Below are 23,265 nucleotides of genomic sequence, written 5' to 3'. Positions count from 1 at the left end.
CGGTAACGGCTAAATTCTTGGGAGCGCGGGCACGGATGTGCCAGCACAAAAATCAGGCCGCCAAAATCAGGCAGCTTGGGGGGCGAGTTCGCCCTCGTCATGCATTTCGATGGCGGCAAGCGCCGGCACGCTGCTGGCGAGCGCCCGCCAGGTGATCAGTTCGAACGTACCGTCCTCGTGCTCGGCGACCGCCGTGCAGCTTTCCACCCAATCGCCGGTGTTGATGTAGCGGATGCCGTCCATGTCCTGAATGATGGCATGATGGATATGTCCGCAGATCACGCCATCGGCGCCGTTTTTGCGGGCTTCCTCGGCCACGACGCGCTCGAATTCACCGATGAAGTTGACGGCATGCTTGACCTGCAGCTTGGCCCAGGCCGAGAACGACCAGTAGGGCATGCCGAGCCGGCGGCGCACTGCTGCCAGGAGAATGTTGATGCGGATCGCCGTATCGTAAGCCCAGTCGCCGAGATAGGCGAGCAGCCGGGCGTTGCGGACGACGACGTCGAATTCGTCGCCGTGCAGGATCAGGTATTTCTTGCCGTCGGCGCCGTCATGCATCATGCGCTCGACGACCTCGATGCCACCGAAATGAATGCCCGGGAAGTCTCGCAGGAATTCGTCGTGATTGCCGGGAATATAGACGACGCGGGTGCCCTTGCGCGCCTTGCGCAGCAGTTTCTGAACGACGTCATTGCAGACCTGCGGCCAATACCAGCTGCGCTTCAGACGCCAGCCGTCGACGATGTCGCCGACGAGCACGATCGTATCGGCTTCGTGGTGGCGCAGGAAATCCAAGAGGAAGTCGGCCTTCGCGGCCTTCGAGCCGAGGTGGACATCGGAAATGAAGAGCGTGCGGAAATGTCTGGGTTCCATCATGTCTTTCACGAGCTGCCGCTCATGTCCCCATCTTTCATCTAACCTTCCAAAACCAGACTCGTGTTTCAGGATGATGACAAGATGTGGAAAAGCGCTGCAAACCGCTCATCCCCCGCGGGCAGAATGCCCGTCGCCGCGCGGGCAGATTGTCCGCCGCCGCGCTGGCAGAATGTCCGTCGCTGCGCTGGCAGAGTGTCCGTCGCCGCGCGGCCCGCCAGCCATGTTGCCCTGCGCATTCAGGGCGTTCATGATGACAGCGATTCATATCCGACAATGCGGGATGGCTGATGCGTATCTTTCTCGTTCGCCACGGCGAATCCCTCGGCAACATCAATGAACAGGCCTATCGCCAATTCGGCGATCATAACGTGCCGCTGACGCAGTGGGGCTATCGGCAGGCGCTGGAGGCAGGCAGCGTGATCGCCTCCTATGTCACGGCGTTGCCGAGCGCCGGTTTCGGCAAGCTGCACATCTGGTACTCGCCCTTTCTCAGGACGCGGCAGAGCAAGGATGCGCTGCTTGCAGCCCTGCCGGAAAGCGTCGTCGGTGACATCAGGGAGGATTATCTGCTGCGCGAGCAAGATTTCGGTCTCTTCACCGAGATCTATGATCATGCCGAACAGAAGCAGAAGTTTCCCGATGAGTTCGAAAAATGGGCAAGGCTGCGCAGCAACAGCGGCAAATTCTACGCGCGGCCGCCGGATGGCGAGAGCCGGGCGGATGTGGCCCAGCGGGTGCGCCTGTTCCTGCAGACCGTCATGCACGACGCCGAAAATAGCGACCACAACGTCGTGATCGTCGGCCATGGCGTCACCAACCGGGCGGTGGAAATGAACTTCCTGCACCGCCCCGTCGAGTGGTTCGAGCGCTCCGACAATCCCGGAAATGCCGATATCACCTTGATCGAGGGGACGCGCTCGCAAGGATACGAGTCGATCCTGCTGCATCAGGCGGTCGATCGGCAGCCGGGACAGGAAGGCGAACTGCGCGATGCCTATGGCACCGACGTGACGATCACGCCGAAGCTCGGCGGCTAGCAACACAGCCAAGAAATGAACGGCCCGGTGCGAAGGTGTGTGGCGGTTTGCGCAAGGCAACCTGCCAACTCGTCGGTTCAGGCGGTGACTTCGCGTCAGCTCGGTGACGTCATGGTTGCCGGCTCCTGCGCGGTCGAGGCTTCCTCGTTCATCGCCTCCGGCCGTTTCGTCCTCAGGAGACGCAGCACGAAGACGAAGAAGACGGGAACGAAGAAGATCGCCAGCACCGTCGCCGAGATCATGCCGCCAAGCACGCCGGTGCCGATGGCATTCTGGCTGGCCGCACTTGGCCCGGTGGCGATCGCCAGCGGCACCACGCCCAAGGTGAAGGCGAGCGAAGTCATGATGATCGGCCGGAAGCGCAGACGAGCGCCTTCGATCGCAGCCTCCATCAGCGATTTCCCTTCGGCAAAGCCGTCCTTGGCGAATTCGACGATCAAGATGGCGTTCTTCGCCGACAATCCGATGATCGCGATCAGGCCGACCTTGAAGTAGATGTCGTTGGACATGTCGCGGCTCATCACCGCGAGCACGCAGCCGATGACGCCGAGCGGCACGACCAGCATCACCGACAGCGGGATCGACCAGCTTTCGTAAAGCCCCGACAGCAGCAGGAAGACGAAAAGAATGCTGAGGCCGAACAGGAACGGCGCCTGCGATCCAGATCTGAGCTCCTCCAGCGACTGGCCGGTCCATTCGAAGCCGAAGCCGTCGGGAAGTTCGGCTGCCAGCCGCTCCATTTCGGCAATCGCCGCGCCCGATGAATATCCCGGCGCCGGAGCGCCGGAAATGCGCACGGCGGGGTAGCCGTTATAGCCGACGATCTGCGCCGGTCCCTTCTGCCATTCGGCGATGGCGAAGGACGACAGCGGCACCATGCCGCCGCTCGCATTGCGGACATTGAGCTTCATCAGGTCTTCGGCCTGAAGTCTGCTCTTGTCCTGCGCCTGCACTATGACGCGCTGCATGCGGCCCGAATTCGGGAAGTCGTTGACATAGCTCGAACCGAGATTGGCGGTGATCGTGCTGTTGATGTCGGCGAAGGCGACGCCGAAGGTATTTGCCTTTTCGCGGTCGATGACCAGCACGAGTTGGGCCGAGTCGGGCATGCCTTCCGGGCGGATACCGGCGATGATGGGATTCTCAGATGCCTTGCCGATCAGAATGCCCGCCGCCTCGGTCAGTGTCGCCTGGCCCTTCGCCCCACGATCCTGAAGGCGGAAGGTGAAGCCATTGGTCGTGCCGAAACCTTCGATCGGCGGCGGCGACAGCGCGAAGGACGTGGCATCCTTCAGCCCAAACAGCTGCATATTGGCGCGGTTGGAGATCTCCTGCACCGAATTGCCGGCGCCGCGTTCGGCCCAGTCCTTGAGCGTGACAAACACCAGGGCGGCGTTCGGTCCCTGCCCGGAGAAGCTGAAGCCCTGGATCGCGACGACGTTGGCAACGGCCGGTTCCTTCCTGAAGATCGCCTCGATGCTTTCGAGCGAAGCCACGGTGCGGTTGCGGCTCGCCTCCGGCGGTCCCTGCACGTCAACGATCAGGAATCCCTGGTCCTCATCCGGCACGAAGCTGCTCGGCAGGTTGACGAAGAGATAGCCGAGGCCCACGACCAGCGCGAGATAGACGGCCATGGCCCGCCAGGAGCGCTTGGCCAATCCCCCGACGGTGCGGGCGTAGCGGCCGGTCAGCCGGTCGAAATTGCGGTTGAACCAGCCGGCGATGCCCTTCTTTTCATGATGGCCCTTGATCGGTTTCAGGAAGGTGGCGCAGAGCGCCGGTGTCAGCGACAGCGCCAGGAAGGCCGAAAACAGGATGGAGACAACCATGGTCAGGCTGAACTGGCGGTAGATGATGCCGGTCGAGCCCGGGAAGAACGCCATAGGCACGAAGACGCAGGAAAGAACCAGCGTGATGCCGAGGATCGCGCCGGTGATCTGTCGCATCGCCTTCTTGGTCGCCTCCTTTGGCGACAGCCCTTCCACCGCCATCAGCCGCTCGACGTTTTCCACCACCACGATGGCGTCGTCGACGAGAATGCCGATGGCCAGCACCATCGCAAACATCGTCAGCACGTTGATCGAGAAGCCGGCGGCATACATGACAGCAAGCGTCCCAAGCAGCGCGACCGGCACGACGAGCGTTGGAATGATGGTGTAGCGGAAGCTCTGCAGGAAGATGAGCATGACGACGAAGACGAGTGCGACGGCTTCTGCGAGCGTATGCGCCACCTTCTCGATCGATGCCGAGACGAACGGGCTGGTGTCGTAGGGAACCGCATATTCGACGCCCGCCGGGAAGAAGCGCGATAGCTCCTCCATCTTCGCCTTGACCAGATTGGAGGTATTGACGGCATTGCCTGTCGACGACAGCTGGATGGCGATCGCCGCACTCGGCTGTCCGTTCAAGCGGGTGGAAAAGCTGTAGCTCTCGCTGCCCTCTTCGATGCGCGCGACATCGCGCAGCCTGACGTTCGATCCGTCGGCATTGGCGCGCAGCACGATGTCTCCGAACTCCTTGGTGTCGGTCAACTGTCCCTTGACCAGCACCGTCGCCGTCAGGTCCTGCGAGATCGGATTGGGTGCGGCGCCGATCTGGCCCGCCGCCACCTGGGCATTCTGCGCCGAAATCGCCGCGCTGATGTCGGAGGCGGTGAGGTTGAGGCCGACCATCTTGTCGGGATCGATCCAGATACGCATCGCCCGCTGCGAGGCAAACAACTGCGCGCGACCGACGCCTTCGAGACGGCGCAGCTCGCCGATGACGTTCCGGTTGAGATAGTCGCCGAGCGCCACCTCATCGGTCTTGCCGTCTGTCGAGGTCAGCGAGATGAACATCAGGAAGCCGGACGACGCCTCCTCGACCGTGATGCCCTGATCCTTGACCGACTGCGGCAACCGCGGCTCGACACGGCGGATGGCGTTCTGAACGTCAACTGAGGCCTGATCGATATCGGTGCCTGCCGCAAAAGTCGCAGTGATCGTCATCGCGCCCGATGTATCGGAGGTCGACTCGAAATAGGAAAGGTGCTCGACCCCGTTCAGCTCTTCCTCGATCTGGCGGGTGACGCCCTGATAGATATCTTGCGGCGACGCGCCGGGATAGCTGGTGGTGATGCTGAGTTGCGGCGGCGCGACCTTCGGATATTGGGCGACCGGCAGGAAGGGCAGCGCGATCAGGCCGGCGATGGAGATGAAGATCGCAAAGACCCAGGCAAGGATCGGGCGATCGATAAAGAAACGTGCCATCGAGCTTACTCCGGCTTCTTGGCGTCACCGGACGCGAGCTGGCCATCCCGCCATTCTTCCGGCGCGACCTTTGCGCCCGGCTGCAGCTTCTGGACACCGTCGACGACGAGGCGTTCGCCCGACGACAGGCCGCTTTCGACGACCCATTCATTGCCGGAGGATTGACCGAGCTCGATATCGCGCGGTTGCGCCACGTCTCCCTCCTGGACGACATAGACCTGCGCCTTGCCATCGGCCGTGCGGATGACGGCGCGCTGCGGAATGAGGATTGCCTTCACACGGACGGCCTGCTCGATGCGAACACGGACATAAAGCCCCGGCAGCAGGTCGCCCTTCGGATTGGGGAATTCACCGCGGAGCGTGACCTGACCCGTCGTCGCATCGACGCTGGCGCTGCTGAAGAGCAGCTTTCCGGCTTCGCCATAGACCGTGCCGTCGTCGAAGACGAGCTTGATATCGGCCTTCCCGGCTTCCGTCGATGCCAGGCTGCCGTTCTCGACCGCCCGCTTCAGCGCCAGCAGGTCTCCGGAGGATTGCGTGAAGTCGGCATAGACCGGGTCAATCTGCTGGATCATCGCCAGTGCATCCCCGGCGTCGGCCGTCACCAGCGCGCCTTCCGTCACCAGCGCGCCGCCGATGATGCCAGTGATCGGCGCCCGGACTTCGGTATAGCCGAGATTGATCTTCGCCTCGTCGAGCGCTGCCTGCGCCAGCGCGACATCGGCATCGGCCTGGGCAAGGGCGACGGCGGCCGCATCATATTCGATACCGCTTGCGACATCGCGGTCGCGCAGCGACTTCTGGCGCTCCAACTGCTGGCGGGCATTCAACTGCGTCGCCTTGGCGCGCTCGAGGCTTGCCTCGGCACTCGCCACGCGGACCCGGAAGAGCGCCGGATCGATGCGGTAGAGCACGTCACCCTGGTGAACGAGACTGCCCTGCTCGAACACCCGTTCCTGCAGGATGCCGGAAACCCTAGCCCGCACTTCCGAAACGCGCGTTGCGGCAATGCGGCCGGGCAATTCGCTGACAACGGGAACCGGACGCGCCTTGAGCGTCAGGACGCTGACGGCTGCAGGCGGCATCGCGCCGCCTTCCTGTGCGTGAGCCGGCAGGCCGGCGCCGAGCAACAGCGCCAACGTCAGCGCGTAACCTAATGATTTCGGACGAAAAAGCATATTCATAAGCCTTCCTGATGGTCCGCTGGGGTCCAAAAAAGCACAGCCCGCCGACATGACGTTCGGCGGGCCTCGTGAACCGACAGATAGTCGATCTTTTTTCGCATTGCAAGATACCTACCGGTCGGTATGATAGTATTCTCATACTTGAAGTTCCCATGGTCCGGCGATCCCGGGAGTGATACTGATCCTCTCGAACCGTCTCGACGCGAAGCTTATCCCGAACACAGGTCATGCATTGGTAGATAGCCCCCGCAACAGAAAGAAACAGCCGGATGTCGTGCGGCAGGCTCTTCTGGATTGCGCCACGAAGCTGGCGCTCGAACATGGTCTCGCCGCCGTCAGCCTGCAGGCAGTCGCCAGCGCAGCCGGCGTGACCAAGGGAGGTCTGTTTCACCACTTCCCCAATAAGCAGGCGCTCATAGAAGCCGTATTCGACGGCATGATGGAAAATCTCGACCGCGAGATCGACCAGGAACTGGAAAGGGATAAGGGCGGCCACGGCACATTCACCCGCGCCTATGTCCGCACGCTATTTGCCGACCGCGCCCTTAACAAAAGCCCTTGGTCGGCGCAGACCATGACCGTGCTTGCCGACCCCTACTCCAAGTCGCTCTGGCATAAATGGATGAATGACCGGCTCATCAAACACGCCGAAACCGACGCTGGAATGCGGCTCGAAATCGTTCGCCTGGCGGCGGACGGAGCATGGCTTGCCCATGTTCTGAGGCCTGACAACCAGGCGGCTCCCGACGACACGGCGCTGTTGCAGGAATTGATCGAACTCACCAAAGGCTGACAAAGAACAGATTGTCACCGGCCGAGGACATCAGTCGTCGAGCACTCGGATCATTTTGCCGCCGCGCGTAAAGCGAACGCGCGGCGCAGGCTCAATGCCTTGATGTCGCGCCATTCCCGTCAGGCAGCCCGTACGGCCGCCGTGGGTTTGACGTTCTGGTTCATCCGGAACAGATTGTTCGGATCGTAACGCCGCTTGATTTCGGCAAGGCGGCTGTAATTGGCACCGTAAGCGCTTTCGACCCGATCGGCCTCGTCCTCCGGCATGAAGTTGACATAGGCGGTGCCGACCGAATGCGGCTTGGTTGCCTCGAAGAGTTCCCGCGCCCAACCGACGCAATTTCCGTCCATTCCCGTTTCCCGCCAGCGGGCATGCACATTCATGACGAAATGCGAGCTGCGCTGCGGAAATGCGGTGGCCTCTGTGGGCACGCGGCCGGCAGCACCACCGACATGGCCGATGAAGATCTCGCATTCCGGTCCGGGCAGCTTGCGCACGGCCTTGAGCAGCACGTCGATTGCCGCATCCGATAGGGCGGCGAAATCCTGGCTCTTCCAGTAATTGCGCGCACCGGGCGTCAGCAGCGGGTCGAATGCCTGCTGCCAGCCGGTGAACGGCACCGGGCCGACGACGTCGGCAATCGGCTTTCCGATCGCGCGCAATCTCGCCGCAGCCTTCTCTCCCGCCGCAATGTCTCCGCAATAGCACATGGCGAGCACCACGATCTCCTTGCCGTGCCATTCGGTGGGAATGAACGGCAGCGGCGGCGCCTGGCGCATCACCACCCAGCAGGTCAGTTCGTCGGGTGCTTCTTCCAGTGCCTGCCGGTACTCCTTAAGCACCTTTTCCGCATCGGCGAAGGGATGCACGACGAGGCCGGCCAGCACCTCTGTGTTGAGCGGGTTGAGCTTGAACTCGAAGGAGGTGACGACGCCGAAATTGCCGCCGCCGCCGCGCAGCGCCCAGAACAGGTCAGGTTTCTCAGTCTCGCTCGCCTTGACCAGCTCACCGTCGGCCGTCACCACATCGACCGAAAGCAGATTGTCGAGCGTTAGCCCGAATTTGCGGGTCAGCCAGCCGAAGCCGCCGCCGAGCGTCAGGCCGGCGATGCCGGTGGTGGAATTGATCCCGGTCGGCAGTACCAGCCCGAAGGCCAGCGTTTCCTTGTCGACATCGGCAAGCGTCGCCCCCGGCTCGATCCTGGCGCGCTTGGTCTCAGGATCGACCCGCACCGACTTCATCGCCGACAGGTCGATGACGATACCACCCTCGCAGACGGCGTTGCCGGCAATGCCGTGCCCGCCGCCACGCACTGAAACGAGCAGATTATTGTCGCGTGCAAACCGCACTGCCCGCACGACATCGGCTGCACCGGCGCAACGCGCGATAAGCCCGGGCCGGCGATCGATCATCGCATTCCAGATCGCCCGCGCATCGTTGTAATCCATATCCTTGCTGGTCAGCAGACTGCCGCGAAATCCGGCGGCAAAGGCATCGATGGCTACGTCATTGACCATCGTCTGACCCCTTTGCAGAGTCGTCAGGTTCAAATTGTCCATGATTTCCTCCATGCGACCGGCGCCCCGCACCGTCGCGGCCGGCATCCTGCGCCTGTTGAGGTCGTCAAACAAGTTTTCCAAAAGGATTAGCTAACCAGGGCCGCCGCTTGGCCCCACGGCACGCCCATCACGAAAACTTTTCCCATCCCCCATTTCCATACTGTCGCCCGTATCCGATTGATGTATGGAGGGAACTCCAAAAAGACGTGCACGGAGGCGGCAATGGATCACCCGGATAAATCCAAGACGGAAAAGAACCTGACGAGCGGCGATCTCGACGAACAGGCGCTTTTCTTCCACCGCTATCCCCGTCCGGGCAAGTTGGAGATCCAGGCGACCAAGCCACTCGGCAACCAGCGCGACCTGGCGCTCGCCTATTCGCCGGGTGTTGCCGCCCCCTGCCTCGCCATCCGCGACAATCCCGAAATGGCGGCCGAATACACCTCGCGCGCCAATCTCGTCGCCGTCATCTCCAACGGCACCGCCGTGCTCGGCCTCGGCAATATCGGTCCGCTCGCCTCCAAGCCGGTTATGGAGGGCAAGGCCGTACTCTTCAAGAAATTCGCCGGCATCGACGTCTTCGACATTGAGATCGACGCAGCAAGCGTCGAACAGATGGTCTCGACCGTCTCCTCGCTGGAGCCGACCTTCGGCGGCATCAACCTCGAAGATATCAAGGCGCCGGAATGTTTCGAGGTCGAGCGGCGCCTGCGCGAGAAGATGAAGATCCCCGTCTTCCACGACGATCAGCACGGCACGGCGATCATCGTCGCCGCCGCGATTCTGAACGGGCTGGAACTCGCCGGCAAGAACATCGCCGACATCAAGATCGTCGCCTCCGGCGCGGGTGCTGCCGCCCTTGCCTGCCTCAACCTGCTTGTCATTCTCGGGGCGAAGCGCGAAAACATCTGGGTCCACGATCTCGAAGGCCTCGTCTATGAGGGCCGCACCGAGCTGATGGACGAATGGAAATCCGTCTATGCCCAGAAGAGCGACACGCGCACGCTGGCCGAAAATATCGGCGGCGCCGACGTCTTCCTCGGCCTTTCCGCCGCCGGCGTCCTGAAGCCGGAGCTGCTGGCGCAGATGGCCGACAAGCCGCTGATCATGGCGCTCGCCAACCCGACGCCGGAGATCATGCCGGATCTCGCCCGCGCCGCCCGCCCCGATGCGATGATCTGCACCGGCCGCTCGGATTTCGCCAACCAGGTCAACAACGTCCTCTGCTTCCCCTATATCTTCCGCGGTGCGCTCGATTGCGGCGCCGAGACGATCAATGAGGAAATGAAGATGGCGGCGGTGCGCGCCATCGCCGCGCTTGCCCGCGAAGAGCCGTCCGACGTCGCCGCCCGTGCCTATTCCGGTGAGACCCCGGTCTTCGGTCCGGATTACCTCATCCCCTCGCCCTTCGATCCGCGCCTCATCCTGCGCATCGCGCCTGCGGTCGCCAAGGCAGCAGAACTGAGCGGCGTGGCGCGTCGCCCGATCCAGGATTTCGACGCCTATCTCGACCAGCTGAACCGCTTCGTCTTCCGCTCCGGCTTCGTCATGAAGCCGATCTTCACCGCCGCCAAGGCTGCAGAGCGCAAGCGCGTCATCTTCTCCGAAGGCGAGGACGAACGCGTGCTGCGCGCCGCCCAGGTGCTGCTCGAGGAAGGCCTCGCCGAACCGATCCTCATCGGCCGCCCGCAGGTCATCGAAACGCGCCTCAAGCGTTACGGGCTGCGCATCCGGCCGCTGCAGGATTTCGAGGTGATCAACCCGGAAGACGATCCGCGCTTCCGTGAATATGTCGATCTCTATTTCTCGCTCGTCGGCCGCCGCGGCGTCATTCCCGAAGCCGCCCGCACCATCGTGCGCACCAACACCACCGTCATCGGCGCGCTGGCGCTGCGGCGCGGTGAGGCCGATGCGCTGATCTGCGGCCTCGAAGGCCGCTACGAGAAGCACCTGCGCGATGTCCGCCTGATCATCGGCAAGCGCAAGGACGTCCGTGATTTCTCGGCGCTCAGCCTGATGATCTCGCAGCGCGGCGCCACCTTCTTCACCGACACCTACGTCACCTTCAATCCGACCGCCGAGGAGGTTGCCGAGGCGACGGTGCTGGCGGCCGAGGAAATCCGCCGTTTCGGCATCACCCCGCGCGCCGCCCTCGTCTCGCATTCGAACTTCGGCTCGCGCGAATCCGAAAGCGCCACGAAAATGCGCAGCGCTCTGCAGCTCGTGCGCGACGCCGCTCCCGATCTCGAAGTCGACGGCGAAATGCACGGCGAAAGCGCCATCACCGAAGCGCTGCGCAAGCGCGTCATGCCGGACACGACCTTGCACGACGAAGCGAACCTCCTGGTCTTCCCGAACCTCGATGCCGCCAACATCACGCTTGGTGTCGTCAAGTCGATGACCGACGGCCTGCATGTCGGACCGATCCTGCTCGGCACGGCCCTGCCCGCACACATCCTTGCCCCTTCGGTCACCTCCCGCGGCGTCGTCAACATGGCGGCACTCGCCGTCGTCGAAGCATCGCAGCCGGCCTAAGCCGGCTCCTCATTTCGTCATGCTCAGGCTTGTCCTGGGCATCTGCAACCGGTTGATATGAAACAGCTATCGGGCGCCTTGTAACGAAAGGCGCCCTCTATCCGCAAGCGCGTCCGCACGTTCGTTGCCGGCGATGCCGAAATGGCCTTTGCACCAGGCAATTGCCACCAGACCGTTCTGGGACAGCTGAAGGTCAACCGCTTTCCAGAGTTCCGCATTGGCGATCGTTCGGCTTCGGCCATTGCCATTCGGGCTGCTTTTCTTCCAGCCATTGTTCTTCCAGATATGCCGCCGGCTGTTGCAGCCTTTGACGACGTAGACGGAATCCGACCAGATGGTCGCAGCTTCGCCTGTCGTTTGGCTATTGATCCATATTGCCGCCTCGAGGACGGCGGCCAATTCAATCGAATTATTGGCGGAATCTTCGACGCCGCCGAAGCCGGAGGCGATCTCCACGGCATCGCGATAAGCGACAAAAGCCCAACCCCCATGCCCGGAGCCGGGTTCGTAGCAACCGTCGACGAAGAGGTGGAGGCCATGTTGGCCTTCCGATATTCCGACTGTTGTTGCAGGGAAGTGAAGCTTGTTGGAAATGCTCGTCATTTTCTCCGCTTTTTGCCTTCGCTGCGCCAGCGCAATTTGCGACTGCCTGCTCGCCCCGAAGCGGACATTCGAACTGTACCTCTGCGTTGTGTCAACCATTGACGATGGTGGCGGCAACAGTGCCCGCCCCGACCGAGAACTGTAGGGCAATGTGGATCATGGACAATGAATCTGCCCCGACCTCCCCTTACGGAAGATTACCCGCGTCTGCTGGATAAGATCGCGAAAATGCGCTAGGATTTTCTCCAAGCTCATTAAGAGAAACGCCTTAAGAGACAATGCGCGGCGATCGAGGCCGCAATCGACCGATCGACTTTTTGCTCACCCCGGACGACGCCGTGAAACGCCGAAACTTGTCTCTTGCCCTCCTCCTCGCCTTCGCAGCGCCGGCCGCCGCCCAGACGAGCGCTGTCTGCGAGGACCTGCGCGGCCGTCTCGCCGATCTGCCGCGATCGATCGGCAATAGCAACGGCCGGGAAGCGCGCCAATATGCCAGCGCCATGGCCGAGCAGAACCTCGAGCTGCGCAAGGTTCGCAACGAGCTGCGCAACAATGGCTGCACCTCGGGCAGCATGGTCGTGATCGGCGGCGAGAATGCCGATTATTGCGGTGAACTCTCGCAGTCCGAAGGCCGCATGATCGACAATATCCAATATCTCCAGGACCGCCGTAACGAGCTGGCCGGCCAGAGCGGCGATGATGGGACGCGCCGTGAACTGATCGCCGCGCTCGATCGCAATGGCTGCAACAGCGAAAACTTCTATGCCCCGAGCGATCGCAGCGCCGCCGACCCCGCCCCGAGCATCGAGGAGCAGGCGATGCGCACCGATACCTTCATTCCGCTCGGCGGCGGTGAAGAGGTCGATCCGCGCTACGGCCTGCCGCGGGCCGAAATGCTCTCGCCGGTCAGCACCATGTGTGTGCGCACCTGCGACGGCGGCTTCTTCCCGATCAGCTCGAACGCCACTTCGGTCGATTTCGGCCGCGACGCCCAGACGTGCGCCAAGATGTGCCCGGGTATCGAGACAGAGCTGTTCTATCGTGACGTGACGAGCACCGAAGCCTCGAACATGATCTCGGTCGCAACGGGCACGCCCTACAGCGCCATGAAAAACGCCTTTGCCTACAAGAACCGCACGCCGGGGGAAAAGTCCTCCTGCGCCTGCAATCTCACCGCCTACTACGATGAGATGCGCGGCAAGCAGCCGTCAAGCGAACCGCCGCAACAAGGTTCGATCACCACCATCCGCACCAATCCCACGGCGAAGGATGCTGCCGCAGCCCCACCGCAACCATCCGTCCCGGAGCGCCCCTACGATCCCGTGCAGAACAAGGTCCGCCAGGTCGGCCCGCAATTTCTTGCCGGTGATCAAGGCTCGATCGACCTAGCCAATCCGGCAACACCGGGGCCGCAGCCTCAACAGCAGTGATTGCTACGGGTCGTTGCGTCCCCACCCGTCATGGAAGACGAGCTCTTGGAGCGGCAGACGCTGCCGCCAGCCTTTGACGGAGAGTTCCGGCTCGTCATAAAGCCGATCGACGAAACCGGCACAGAGCCAGGCGACCACCTCGATATGCTCGGGTATGCCGAGAATGCTTTTCAGATCGCCTTCGCGAAAAATGCTGACCCAGCCGATGCCGACCCCTTCCGCCCGCGCCGCAAGCCAGAGATTCTGGATGGCGCAGACTGTGGAATAGCTATCCATCCTGGGATTGTGGGTGCGCCCCAGCACCACGCTGCCGCTGCGGGTGGGGTCGCAGGTCACGCATATGCCGAGCGGTGCCTCGGTGATGCCTTCGAGCTTGAGGGAGCGGTATGCCTGTCGCCGCTCGCCGGTAAACATCAGCGCCGCCTCCTCATTGGCCTTCACAAAGGCGTCCTGGACGCGCGCCCGGACCGCGGCACTTTTCACCAGAATGAAATTCCACGGCTGCATGAAGCCGACGGAGGGCGCATGATGGGCGGCCGTCAGCAGCCGCTCCACAACATCGTCAGGCAAGGGATCGGGCAGGAACTGGCTGCGAACGTCGCGCCGCGTCTTGATCGCGTGATAGACGGCCTCGCGCTCGGCCAAGGAAAAACCGGACGCCGCCGAAAGGGCATCCTCATCAAAGGGTCGCATCGTCAAATCCCCAACAACGCAACCGCCCGCCGTCCGCGCGGATCGGTCAATCTTGCCAGGCCGGTCTTCTGACTCGGCGTCATCCGTCTGCCGCAGCCTTCCCGGCGAGAAGCCAGTGGCGAGATGAAGCGGCAAGCGTCGGCCTTACAGCGTTGGGCACGTTCCGGCCTTGCACCGGATTCCCGATTCTCCCGCGTTGATGGCGGGCACCTGACGGCGCATCTATTTCAGGAAAGCGCGGCGACGGCAAGCCGGCCCGAGGACGCAGTCGGGAACCACGTTGAGCCACGCACCCTCCCGCGTCGGTTTGAAGCGGCTCGACAAGCTCCTTCATCCATAGTTTCTATGGCCTTATCACCACCGAAGGCGTATGGACGATACAGTCCCTCGCAGCATCCGGGTTGCCCGTGCCCCGCCTCACGCCCATGATCCTTGCGGTCGCCCTGTTCATGGAACAGATGGATTCGACCGTGATCGCCACCAGCCTGCCGGCGATCGCAGCCGATATCGGCACCTCGCCGATCGCGCTGAAGCTCGCCGTCACCAGCTATCTCGTGGCACTGGCGATCTTCATCCCGATCAGCGGCTGGATGTCCGATCGGTTCGGTGCGCGCAACATCTTCCGCATGGCGATCTTCGTCTTCATGATCGGCTCGGTCGCCTGCGCTTTCTCCAACTCGATCACGGCCTTTGTCATCTCGCGGCTGATCCAGGGCGCCGGCGGCTCGATGATGACGCCTGTCAGCCGCTTGCTTTTGGTCCGGGGGACGCCGCGCCACGAACTCGTCGACGCCATGGCCTGGCTCACCATTCCCGCCTTGATCGGCCCGATCATGGGGCCGCCGATCGGCGGTTTCCTCACCACCTATCTCACCTGGCACTGGATCTTCTGGATCAACGTCCCAATCGGCGTGCTCGGCATCATCCTCGTCACCCGTTTCCTGCCGGCGGTCGAGCCGCGCAGCCCGCGGCCGATGGATTTCCCGGGCTTCTTCCTGTGCGGCCTCGGCTTCTCCGGCTTCGTCTTCGGCGTCTCGGTGATCAGCCTGCCGGCCGTGCCCGTCATCTACGGTTATGTCACGGTTGCGATCGGCATCCTTGCCGGTCTCCTCTACCTCCTGCATGCCCGCCGCGCACCCTATCCGCTTCTCGATCCGAAGATGTTCCGCTACCCGATGTTCCGGGCGGCGATCCTCGGCGCCTCGAATTTCCGCATGGGGCTCGGCGCGCTGCCCTTCCTGATGCCGCTGATGCTGCAGCTCGGCTTCGGCCTGACGCCGCTGCAATCGGGCTCGGTCACCTTCGTCAGCGCACTCGGCTCCATGGGCTCGAAATTCGCCGCCTCGCGCACCTTCAATGCCTTCGGCTTCCGCACCGTCATATCAATCACCACCTTGCTGGCGGCGATCTTCCTCGGCATCAACGGCCTGTTCACCGTCGAAACCCCGCTTTTCCTGATCATGGCCTGCCTGCTGATCGGCGGCCTGTTCCGCTCCATGGCTTTCTCGGGCGTCAACGCCATGGCCTTCGGCGATGTCGCCGCCGCCGACAGCAGCCAGGCAACCGCGATCAATGCCGTTGCCCAGCGTATCTCCATGGCAATGGGTGTGGCGATCGCCGGCGGCATCCTCGAAATTTCGAGCAGCTTCCATGGCGGCCGGCTGCTGGTCTCGGATTTCCACGTCGCCTTCTTCAGCGTCTCGGCGATTTCGGCGCTCGCCTGCATCACCTTCCTGCGGCTGCCGCGCGATGCCGGCGCGGAACTGACGACGCGCCGCCGCAAACACCGGCAGACGGAGCCCGAAGAGGCGATCGCGGAAAACAGCTGATCGCGGCAGATCACCAGCGGGCGTGATAGCGAAATCACACGCGTGTGCTCCGGCATCCCTTTCTACTTTATGATTTATTCACACATCAAATACACACTGCGTTTGCGCGTTTTGGGTCGCTATCAGGACATGGGCATGAGCGCTCGTGATGTGACCGTCAGCGTGGATGCCCGTATTGATACGCCGGTCGGGAACATGTCCGACTGAGCCGCAATTCTAGGCCCCCGCGGAATGTTCCAATTTTTGAAAACGATGCCTCTGACAGCCAAGCTGGCGGCGATTATCGTGGCCGTCAATCTGTGCGGCATTTCCGCCTTTGCTACCTACACATGGATGTACGAAACCCGAGCGCTGATCGATGGCGCCAAGGCGAACTGGTCCAAGGATGCGGAGCAGTTTGCCTCTCTGGCGGCGGGCGGCGTGAAATGGGGCAAGGCGAATGCCGTTCGAGAGGCTTATTCGCTCTACCGCGACGATCCCTCGCTCGATCTCGTGCAGTTTGCCGCATTCAATGCGGAGGCTGTCGCCGTCGACACCTGGACACGCGACGGCATCAACGGTCTGCCCGCAGCGGCCGATCTGGCGAAGGGCCTGAGTGCAAAGCCTGAAAAGACGACCATCAATGACGGTGGGTTATCTGCCGGCGTGGTGACGATCACCGCACCGCTTCCACTGGATAAGTCAGGCAAGGTCACCGGTTATATCGTCACCAACTGGTCCGTCGAAAAAATCGCTTCTGAAGTCAAGCAGAAGGTTCTCGTTTCGCTGCTCACGCAGTCCGCGATCACCGCATTGGCCGTCATCGCCTTCCTTCTTGCCATGCGCAGCCTCGTTGGCCGGCCCATCCGGATCATCAGCGAACGGATCAGCGCCTTGCAGAAAGGCGACCTGGCCTCTCCCGTCACCTACAAGGAAAATGGCGACGAGATCGGCTTCCTGGCGCGTGCGTTGGAAGTTTTCCGCCACGAGGCGATTGCGAAGGTCGAAAGGGAGCAGGCCGCTGCCGAGCAGAGCGCTTCGCTCGATGCCGAACGGGCGCGCAACGCATTATTCACGGAAGAGGCCAGCAACACGCAGCGGCTGGTCATGACCGCTCTCGCAAATGCATTGGAAAAGCTCGCCGCAGGCGACTTCTCCGTACACCTGGCCGATCTCGGTCCGGAATTCGACAAGTTGCGGCAGGATTTCAACAACATGGTCGAGGCCGTCGCCGCCGCACTGACGGAGATCAAGGCCGCCTCCGTGGCGGTTGAAGGCGGCTCGAGCGAGCTTGCCTCCTCCGCAGATCAACTCGCCAAGCGGACCGAGCAACAGGCGGCATCATTGGAACAGACCGCTGCCGCATTGGATGAGATGACCACCACCGTCCGAACATCGTCGCAGCGCGCCGAAAATACCGGGAAGCTGGTCGAGGAGACGAAGCACAGCGCTCACGTCTCGGCGACGGTGGTGCGTGATGCCATCGGCGCGATGGACCGTATTCAGACCTCGTCGAGCCAGATCGGCCGCATTATCGGCGTTATCGACGAAATCGCCTTCCAGACGAACCTGCTGGCGCTGAACGCCGGCGTCGAGGCGGCGCGTGCGGGCGAAGCCGGTAAGGGTTTTGCGGTTGTCGCGCAGGAGGTGCGTGAACTCGCCCAGCGGTCGGCAAATGCCGCCAAGGAAATCAAGAACCTGATCAATGTATCAGGCCAAGAGGTTGCCGCAGGCGTCGGATTGGTGAACGAAACCGGCGACGCTCTCTTGAAGATCGAGGAGCAGATCAACCGCATCAGCGACAGTATCGCCTCCATCGTCCAGTCCTACCGCGAACAGGCGACCGGTCTGCAGGAAATCAATGGCGCGATCAACCAGATGGATCAGGCGACGCAACAGAACGCGGCAATGGTCGAGGAAACCAATGCGGCCTGCCAGGAACTGCTGTCGCAGGGACGCCAACTGCAGGACTCGGCCGGCAGATTCGTCGTCGGCGCGTCCGCGGCCAGCCAGACCAAACCCGTTCAACCCGCCCGCCAATCTCGTCCCGAACCCCGAGCCTTTGTGCAGCGTCATGCAGGCAATGCCGCCGTTGCCGCCGCTCCCGGCGCCTGGGAAGAGTTCTGACACCGCCTTCGTCCGATAAGCCTTAGTTCTCAGCAACCTATAATCAGGAAGGAAACAGTTATGAAGAAACTCGTGCCCGCATTTCTTTTGGCCTGCACCGCATTTGCCGTGCCCATGGACCTATCCATGGCTGAGGATGCGAAGCTTGCCCCGATCTTCGACTACGTGAAGAGCGACGTAACGCCCTGGCTGAACGACCCCGCGATCATCGAGGCTGTCAAGGCGCAGGACGCTGCCAACGCCAACCTGAGTGCAGCCGATATCGACACCCTCGACAAGAAGTGGCGCGCCGAAGTCGATGGTTCCGACCACTCGATGATCGACGGCGTGCTCAACAATGCGCTGTCGAAATTCCTTCAGGCGAAGAAGGAGGCCTCCGGCGGCAAGATCACCGAGATCTTTGTCATGGATGCAAAGGGCCTGAATGTCGGCCAGAGCGACGTCACGTCAGATTACTGGCAGGGCGACGAAGGCAAGTTCCAGAAGTCCTTCGGCGCCGGCAAGGATGCCGTCTTCGTCGATGAGATCGAAAAGGATGAATCGACCCAGACGCTGCAGTCGCAAGCCAGCGTGACGATTTCAGACGACAAGGGAACACCGATCGGCGCCATCACCGTCGGCGTGAACGTCGACGCCCTCTGATCTGGGAAACTGCGTCTTCTAAAACAATAGCAGAGTGGCCTGTCGCCCGGAGGCATAATTAGGGCGACAGGCACAAACAAAGTCTCAGCCACGTCGCTTGGATGAGATCGTGTGCAACGTGCTTCCATCTTCAAGACCGTCGACATGCCCGGTACCTTGGCGATGCCGTTTGCAGCGCAACGCCTCAAACATTGGGCGTCCCTTGAGTGCCATTGAAGGGATGGTCAATTGAATAATGTGAAGAGCTCGAAGCGGACGTAAGTTAGCTCTAAGAATCTGCGGAGATTTCGTATTCGCGGCGGATGGCGCTGGTCGCGGCTCCCCATGCAGAACCTTTTGTGCGGATTTGATGCGCCTCAAACGCAAGCCTGTCAGTAAAGCGTTCTTCAACATCCCAGATCATAGGGTCTTCGGTTTGCCTAACGTCAAATGAAAGGCAACCTGGCTCTGACCTGGTTAACCGGATGTGTTCGGGAAGATATTTCTGGACAATATCAACCTCGTCCAAAGACGTACAAATTAGTTGTCCCGAAAGGCGGACTTTGCCCGTCTTATCGTCCGGAGTACTGCTCTGATTCACTTCATCACCGCGCTTCCTTGACTTACCGGCCTTTATTGCACGGCGCCGAATGACGGCAAAGTCCCATACAACCTCCCAACGCCAGCTTCCAAGCAGCAAATTCTACGTGACAACGCGCGGCCTTGGCGCTAAACACGCCGCATGTCGATCACGTCAGTCAACGCCTCGCGATTTTATTGGTACCGCTACTCACAGCGGATGCGGGTCTATGCGTAACTGAATTCGACGCGACGACAACCCGAACAGCCGCTAGTCTACCTGGCGGCTTTTTTGTTCCGCACGGTATGACCAAACAGGAGCCATACCGTGTCTGATGCCATTGATGATCTTCGTATCCTCGAGATCACGCCCCTCACCAAACCCACCGATATCCTCGCGGAAATTCGCCGCGATGCTGCCGTCACCGACACCGTGACCAGCAACCGTGATGCCATCCACAGGATTCTCCGGGGCGAGGATGATCGCCTGATCGCCGTAATCGGCCCCTGCTCCATCCATGACCCGGTTGCCGCCAGGGAGTACGCCGCGCGGCTGGAAGAACAGCGGCGGCGCTTTGCCGGTGATCTCGAGATCGTCATGCGCGTCTATTTCGAAAAGCCCCGTACGACCGTCGGCTGGAAGGGTCTGATAAACGACCCGCACCTCGACGGCAGCTACCGCATCGAGGAAGGGTTGAGGATTGCACGACGCCTGCTGCTCGATATCAATGCCATGGGTCTTCCGGCCGGCGTCGAATTCCTCGACACGATTACGCCGCAATACATCGCCGACCTCGTCAGCTGGGGCGCGATCGGCGCGCGCACGACCGAAAGCCAGATCCACCGGCAGCTTGCCTCCGGCCTCTCCTGCCCAATCGGCTTCAAGAACGGCACCGACGGCGGAGCGCGCGTGGCGCTCGACGCGATCCTCGCCGCCTCGCAACCGCACCACTTCCCGGCCGTGACGAAGGACGGACAGGCAGCGATCGCTTCTACGACGGGCAATGAGGACTGCCACATCATCCTGCGCGGCGGCAAGCGGCCCAACTATGAGGCGGCCGACGTCGAAGCTGTCACCGCCGAAGCCGTCAAGCTCGCCGTGGCCCCGCGCATCCTCATCGATGCCAGCCATGCCAACAGCAGCAAGGATCCGATGAACCAGCCGCGCGTCGTCAAATCCGTAGCCGCACAGATCGCTGCCGGAAACCGCCACATCAAGGGCATGATGATCGAAAGCAACCTCGTCGCAGGCCGCCAGGATCTCGTGCCCGGCAAGCCGCTGGTCTACGGTCAGTCGATCACCGATGGCTGCATCGATTGGGATATGTCGGTCGCGGTGCTCGAAGACCTGGCGAAATCGGCACGCGATCGTCGCAAGGCAGCGGCGGCCTAACCTACCGGAAAGTACCGGACATAGGCGAATTCCTCGCCATCAGGAGACCAGCAGGGCACGTTGATCGTGCCCTGCCCGCCGAAAAGCTCGAACAACGTCTTCAGATTGCCGCCATCCATGTCCATCAGCCGCAGCCGTACATCGAGATCGCGCGGATGGTCGAACACCGAAGGGTCGTAGGACAGGATCAGCACCTGGTCGTTCTTAGGCGACGGATGGGCGAACCAGTTACCCTGATTGTCCGATGTCACCTGGTGGAGACCCGTGCCATCGGGATGGATGCGCCAGATCTGCATCAGCCCGGTACGGCTGGAATTGAAATAGATCCATTGCCCATCGGCCGAATAGTCCGGTCCGTCGTTGCGGCCCTCACCATGCGTCAACCGCGTCTCGGCGCCACCGTCGACGGAAATCGTGTAGATATCGAAGACGTCGTCGCGGATGCCGCAATAGGCAAGCTGACGACCATCCGGCGACCAGCCGTGCCAGTAGGATGGCAGATTTTGCGTGACGAGCCGCGGAGTGCCGCCTTCGATCGGCAGGATGTAGATCGCCGACTTGCCGAATTCGGTCTTGTCGGAGATGACGATCTCGGTGCCGTCGGGCGAAATGCCATGATCATTGTTGCAGTTGACGGCAAAGCCGGTATCGACCTTAACCACCTCGCCGCCATCGAGCGGCAGCCGGTAGAGTAGCCCGTCGCCGTTCAGCAGCAGGTAGGAACCGTCGGGCGAGAAATTCGGCGCCTCCACCAGTCTGTCCGTCTGCCAGACCTCACGGGCCCTGCCGGTCCTGACATTGTAGATCTCAACCGAGCTGCGCATGTTTCCTCCCGAAAAACGTAGTGACGTCAGCAATCTCGATTGCGCCAGCGATCTCGATTGCGTCAGCGATCCCGATTGCGTCAGCGGTCCCGATTGCGTCAGCGGTCCCGATTGCGTCAGCGGTCCCTGAAACGATTGGTGATGGGATAGCGCCGGTCGCGGCCGAAATTCTTCTTGGTGATCTTGACGCCAGGCGCCGATTGCCGGCGCTTGTATTCGGCGAGATAGAGCAAGTGCTCGACCCGGTGGACGGTCGCCACGTCATGGGCGCGCGCGACGATCTCTTCGACCGCCATCTCCTTCTCCACCAGGCATTCGAGAATATCGTCGAGCACGGGATAGGGCGGCAGCGAATCCTGGTCTTTCTGATCAGGACGCAGTTCGGCCGACGGCGCCTTGTCGATGATATTCTGCGGAATCACCTCGCCCGACGGTCCCAGCGCACCCGGCGGCACGTTTTCGTTGCGCCAGCGAGAAAGCGCATAGACCTGCATCTTGTAGAGGTCCTTGATCGGGTTGAAGCCGCCGTTCATGTCACCGTAGAGTGTCGCATAACCGACCGACATTTCCGACTTATTACCAGTCGTCACCACCATCGAGCCGAATTTGTTGGAGATCGCCATCAGGATGACGCCGCGCGCCCGGCTCTGCAGGTTCTCTTCGGTGATGCCGCTGTCCGTGCCTTCGAAAAGGCTGGCGAGCGCGCTGCTGAAGCCCGTCACCGGCTGCTCGATCGGCACGATATCGTAGCGGCAGCCGAGCGCCCTGGCGCAGTCGGCCGCATCCTTCAGCGAATCCTCGGAAGTATAGCGATAGGGCAGCATGACGGTGCGCACCCGTTCTTCGCCGAGCGCATCGACGGCAATCGCCGCGCAGATCGCAGAATCGATGCCGCCGGAAAGGCCGAGCACGACAGTCTTGAAGCCGTTCTTGTTGACGTAGTCGCGAAAACCGAGCAGGCAGGCGCGGTAATCGGCCTCCTCGCGCTCGGGAATGTGCGCCATCGGCCCTTCGGCGCAATGCCAACCACTTTCGCCGCGCTTCCACGTCGTCACCGCCAGTGCGATATCAAACTGGCTCATCTGAAAGGCGAGCGACTTGTCGGCATTGAAGGCGAAGCTTGCTCCATCGAAAACCAGCTCGTCCTGGCCGCCGAGCTGGGCGGCATAGATCAGCGGCAGGCCGGTTTCGATCACCTGCTTCAGCACCACCTGGTGACGGATATCCACCTTGCCGCGATAATAGGGCGAACCGTTCGGCGACAGCAGGATCTCTGCCCCGCTTTCGGCCAGCGTCTCGCAGACGCCGAGATCGCCCCAGATATCCTCGCAGATTGGAATGCCGATGCGCACGCCGCGGAAATTCACCGGACCCGGCATGGCGCCCTGGTCGAACACGCGTTTCTCGTCGAACTCGCCGTAATTCGGCAGGTCGATCTTGTCGCGCACCGCAATCACCTTGCCGCCGTCGAGCACGGCGACTGAATTGTAACGCCCGGTCTCGTCCTGCCGGGGAAAGCCGATGAGGACGCCCGGCCCGCCATCGGCGGTATCGGCCGCCAGGCTCTCGACCGCTTTCCAGCAGGCGCGGATGAAGGCGGGCTTCAGCACCAGGTCTTCCGGCGGATAACCGGAGATGAAAAGCTCAGTCAGGACGAGCAGATGCGCGCCCTCGCGGGCAGCATCGGCGCGCGCCTCGCGCGCCTTGGCAAGATTGCCGGCGACATCGCCGACCGTTGGGTTGAGCTGGCCGATGGCGATGCGGAACATATCAGAAAGGGCGTTTTCCTGTGTCATGTCATTTATTTAGCCTGCACCTTTCACGACCGCAACACGTTCGGGCCGAAAGCGGCACCTCGCGACGACGAAATTTTTATGAACGGATCACGCGTGGCTCCGCGCGGCACCGATACGCATTGCAATTTGCCTCCGGAGCGGAATACTGGCGCCGAA

General features: G+C 61.9%; 18 protein-coding genes and 1 riboswitch. Of the genes, 9 read left to right on the top strand and 9 right to left on the bottom strand.

Annotation, left to right across the window (positions count from 1 at the left end):
- Positions 1-66 precede the first annotated feature (66 nt).
- Positions 67-879: a UDP-2,3-diacylglucosamine diphosphatase gene (locus FHT69_RS05975; protein WP_183905088.1), complete on the bottom strand. Its 813-nt coding sequence runs from the start codon at positions 877-879 to the stop codon at positions 67-69.
- A 287-nt stretch (positions 880-1,166) separates the two neighbouring features.
- Between FHT69_RS05975 and FHT69_RS05970 the strand changes: the two genes are divergently transcribed.
- Positions 1,167-1,916 carry a histidine phosphatase family protein gene (locus FHT69_RS05970; RefSeq protein ID WP_063474990.1) on the top strand — a complete coding sequence of 250 codons (750 nt, stop codon included), beginning with the start codon at positions 1,167-1,169 and terminating at the stop codon, positions 1,914-1,916.
- A gap of 95 nt (positions 1,917-2,011) precedes the next feature.
- Here FHT69_RS05970 and FHT69_RS05965 read toward each other — a convergent pair whose 3' ends face one another.
- A complete protein-coding gene (locus FHT69_RS05965) occupies positions 2,012-5,164 on the bottom strand; it encodes an efflux RND transporter permease subunit (protein ID WP_063474991.1) in 3,153 nt (1,050 codons plus the stop codon).
- A gap of 5 nt (positions 5,165-5,169) precedes the next feature.
- On the bottom strand, positions 5,170-6,348 hold the full coding sequence (locus FHT69_RS05960) for an efflux RND transporter periplasmic adaptor subunit (RefSeq protein ID WP_176707368.1): 1,179 nt from the start codon (positions 6,346-6,348) through the stop codon (positions 5,170-5,172).
- A gap of 232 nt (positions 6,349-6,580) precedes the next feature.
- On the opposite strand from FHT69_RS05960, the gene FHT69_RS05955 reads away from it, so the two are divergent.
- Entirely contained in the window at positions 6,581-7,141 is a 561-nt protein-coding gene (locus FHT69_RS05955; protein ID WP_047611603.1) for a TetR/AcrR family transcriptional regulator, read from the top strand.
- Between the two features lie 119 nt (positions 7,142-7,260).
- Here the strand turns inward: FHT69_RS05955 and FHT69_RS05950 are convergent, their stop codons facing one another.
- A complete protein-coding gene (locus tag FHT69_RS05950; RefSeq protein WP_063475200.1) occupies positions 7,261-8,700 on the bottom strand; it encodes an FAD-binding oxidoreductase in 1,440 nt (479 codons plus the stop codon).
- Positions 8,701-8,922: 222 nt separating this feature from the next.
- Between FHT69_RS05950 and FHT69_RS05945 the strand changes: the two genes are divergently transcribed.
- The gene (locus FHT69_RS05945; RefSeq protein ID WP_028758684.1) at positions 8,923-11,235 is read left to right on the top strand and encodes an NADP-dependent malic enzyme; all 2,313 of its coding nucleotides are present in this window, start codon (positions 8,923-8,925) and stop codon (positions 11,233-11,235) included.
- Between the two features lie 66 nt (positions 11,236-11,301).
- Here the strand turns inward: FHT69_RS05945 and FHT69_RS05940 are convergent, their stop codons facing one another.
- The gene (locus FHT69_RS05940; RefSeq protein WP_183905375.1) at positions 11,302-11,838 is read right to left on the bottom strand and encodes a ribonuclease H; all 537 of its coding nucleotides are present in this window, start codon (positions 11,836-11,838) and stop codon (positions 11,302-11,304) included.
- Positions 11,839-12,176: 338 nt separating this feature from the next.
- Here FHT69_RS05940 and FHT69_RS05935 point away from each other — a divergent pair, with 338 nt between their 5' ends.
- Positions 12,177-13,268 carry a DUF2865 domain-containing protein gene (locus tag FHT69_RS05935; protein WP_183905087.1) on the top strand — a complete coding sequence of 364 codons (1,092 nt, stop codon included), beginning with the start codon at positions 12,177-12,179 and terminating at the stop codon, positions 13,266-13,268.
- A gap of 3 nt (positions 13,269-13,271) precedes the next feature.
- Here FHT69_RS05935 and bluB read toward each other — a convergent pair whose 3' ends face one another.
- Complete coding sequence (gene bluB / locus FHT69_RS05930) at positions 13,272-13,961, bottom strand: 5,6-dimethylbenzimidazole synthase (protein WP_028758681.1); 690 nt, start codon at positions 13,959-13,961, stop codon at positions 13,272-13,274.
- Between the two features lie 40 nt (positions 13,962-14,001).
- A riboswitch (cobalamin riboswitch) is annotated at positions 14,002-14,190 on the bottom strand.
- Positions 14,191-14,386: 196 nt separating this feature from the next.
- Between bluB and FHT69_RS05925 the strand changes: the two genes are divergently transcribed.
- The 3 genes from FHT69_RS05925 to FHT69_RS05915 all read left to right on the top strand — a co-directional run bounded on the left by FHT69_RS05925 (position 14,387) and on the right by FHT69_RS05915 (position 18,538).
- Positions 14,387-15,790, top strand: coding sequence for a DHA2 family efflux MFS transporter permease subunit (locus FHT69_RS05925; protein WP_183905374.1), 1,404 nt, complete (start codon positions 14,387-14,389; stop codon positions 15,788-15,790).
- A 231-nt stretch (positions 15,791-16,021) separates the two neighbouring features.
- A complete protein-coding gene (locus FHT69_RS05920; protein WP_183905086.1) occupies positions 16,022-17,896 on the top strand; it encodes a methyl-accepting chemotaxis protein in 1,875 nt (624 codons plus the stop codon).
- A 60-nt stretch (positions 17,897-17,956) separates the two neighbouring features.
- Entirely contained in the window at positions 17,957-18,538 is a 582-nt protein-coding gene (locus FHT69_RS05915) for a hypothetical protein (RefSeq protein ID WP_168333228.1), read from the top strand.
- Between the two features lie 268 nt (positions 18,539-18,806).
- Here FHT69_RS05915 and FHT69_RS34095 read toward each other — a convergent pair whose 3' ends face one another.
- Positions 18,807-19,118: a putative quinol monooxygenase gene (locus FHT69_RS34095; protein ID WP_183905085.1), complete on the bottom strand. Its 312-nt coding sequence runs from the start codon at positions 19,116-19,118 to the stop codon at positions 18,807-18,809.
- A 306-nt stretch (positions 19,119-19,424) separates the two neighbouring features.
- On the opposite strand from FHT69_RS34095, the gene FHT69_RS05905 reads away from it, so the two are divergent.
- Positions 19,425-20,489, top strand: coding sequence for a 3-deoxy-7-phosphoheptulonate synthase (locus tag FHT69_RS05905; RefSeq protein ID WP_183905084.1), 1,065 nt, complete (start codon positions 19,425-19,427; stop codon positions 20,487-20,489).
- Here FHT69_RS05905 and FHT69_RS05900 read toward each other — a convergent pair.
- A complete protein-coding gene (locus tag FHT69_RS05900) occupies positions 20,486-21,313 on the bottom strand; it encodes a TolB family protein (RefSeq protein ID WP_183905083.1) in 828 nt (275 codons plus the stop codon). The two genes, FHT69_RS05905 and FHT69_RS05900, sit on opposite strands and share 4 nt — an antisense overlap.
- Here FHT69_RS05900 and FHT69_RS34515 point away from each other — a divergent pair.
- The gene (locus FHT69_RS34515) at positions 21,312-21,443 is read left to right on the top strand and encodes a hypothetical protein (RefSeq protein ID WP_281414266.1); all 132 of its coding nucleotides are present in this window, start codon (positions 21,312-21,314) and stop codon (positions 21,441-21,443) included. The genes FHT69_RS05900 and FHT69_RS34515 overlap by 2 nt on opposite strands.
- Here the strand turns inward: FHT69_RS34515 and FHT69_RS05895 are convergent.
- Positions 21,430-23,109: an NAD+ synthase gene (locus FHT69_RS05895; RefSeq protein ID WP_183905082.1), complete on the bottom strand. Its 1,680-nt coding sequence runs from the start codon at positions 23,107-23,109 to the stop codon at positions 21,430-21,432. The two genes, FHT69_RS34515 and FHT69_RS05895, sit on opposite strands and share 14 nt — an antisense overlap.
- Between the last annotated feature and the right edge of the window lie 156 nt (positions 23,110-23,265).

Source organism: Rhizobium sp. BK008, from assembly GCF_014197345.1.
Classification (GTDB): domain Bacteria; phylum Pseudomonadota; class Alphaproteobacteria; order Rhizobiales; family Rhizobiaceae; genus Rhizobium; species Rhizobium anhuiense.
The sequence above is the reverse complement of the archived record's forward strand: the minus strand, read 5'-3'. Positions and strand labels throughout refer to the sequence as shown.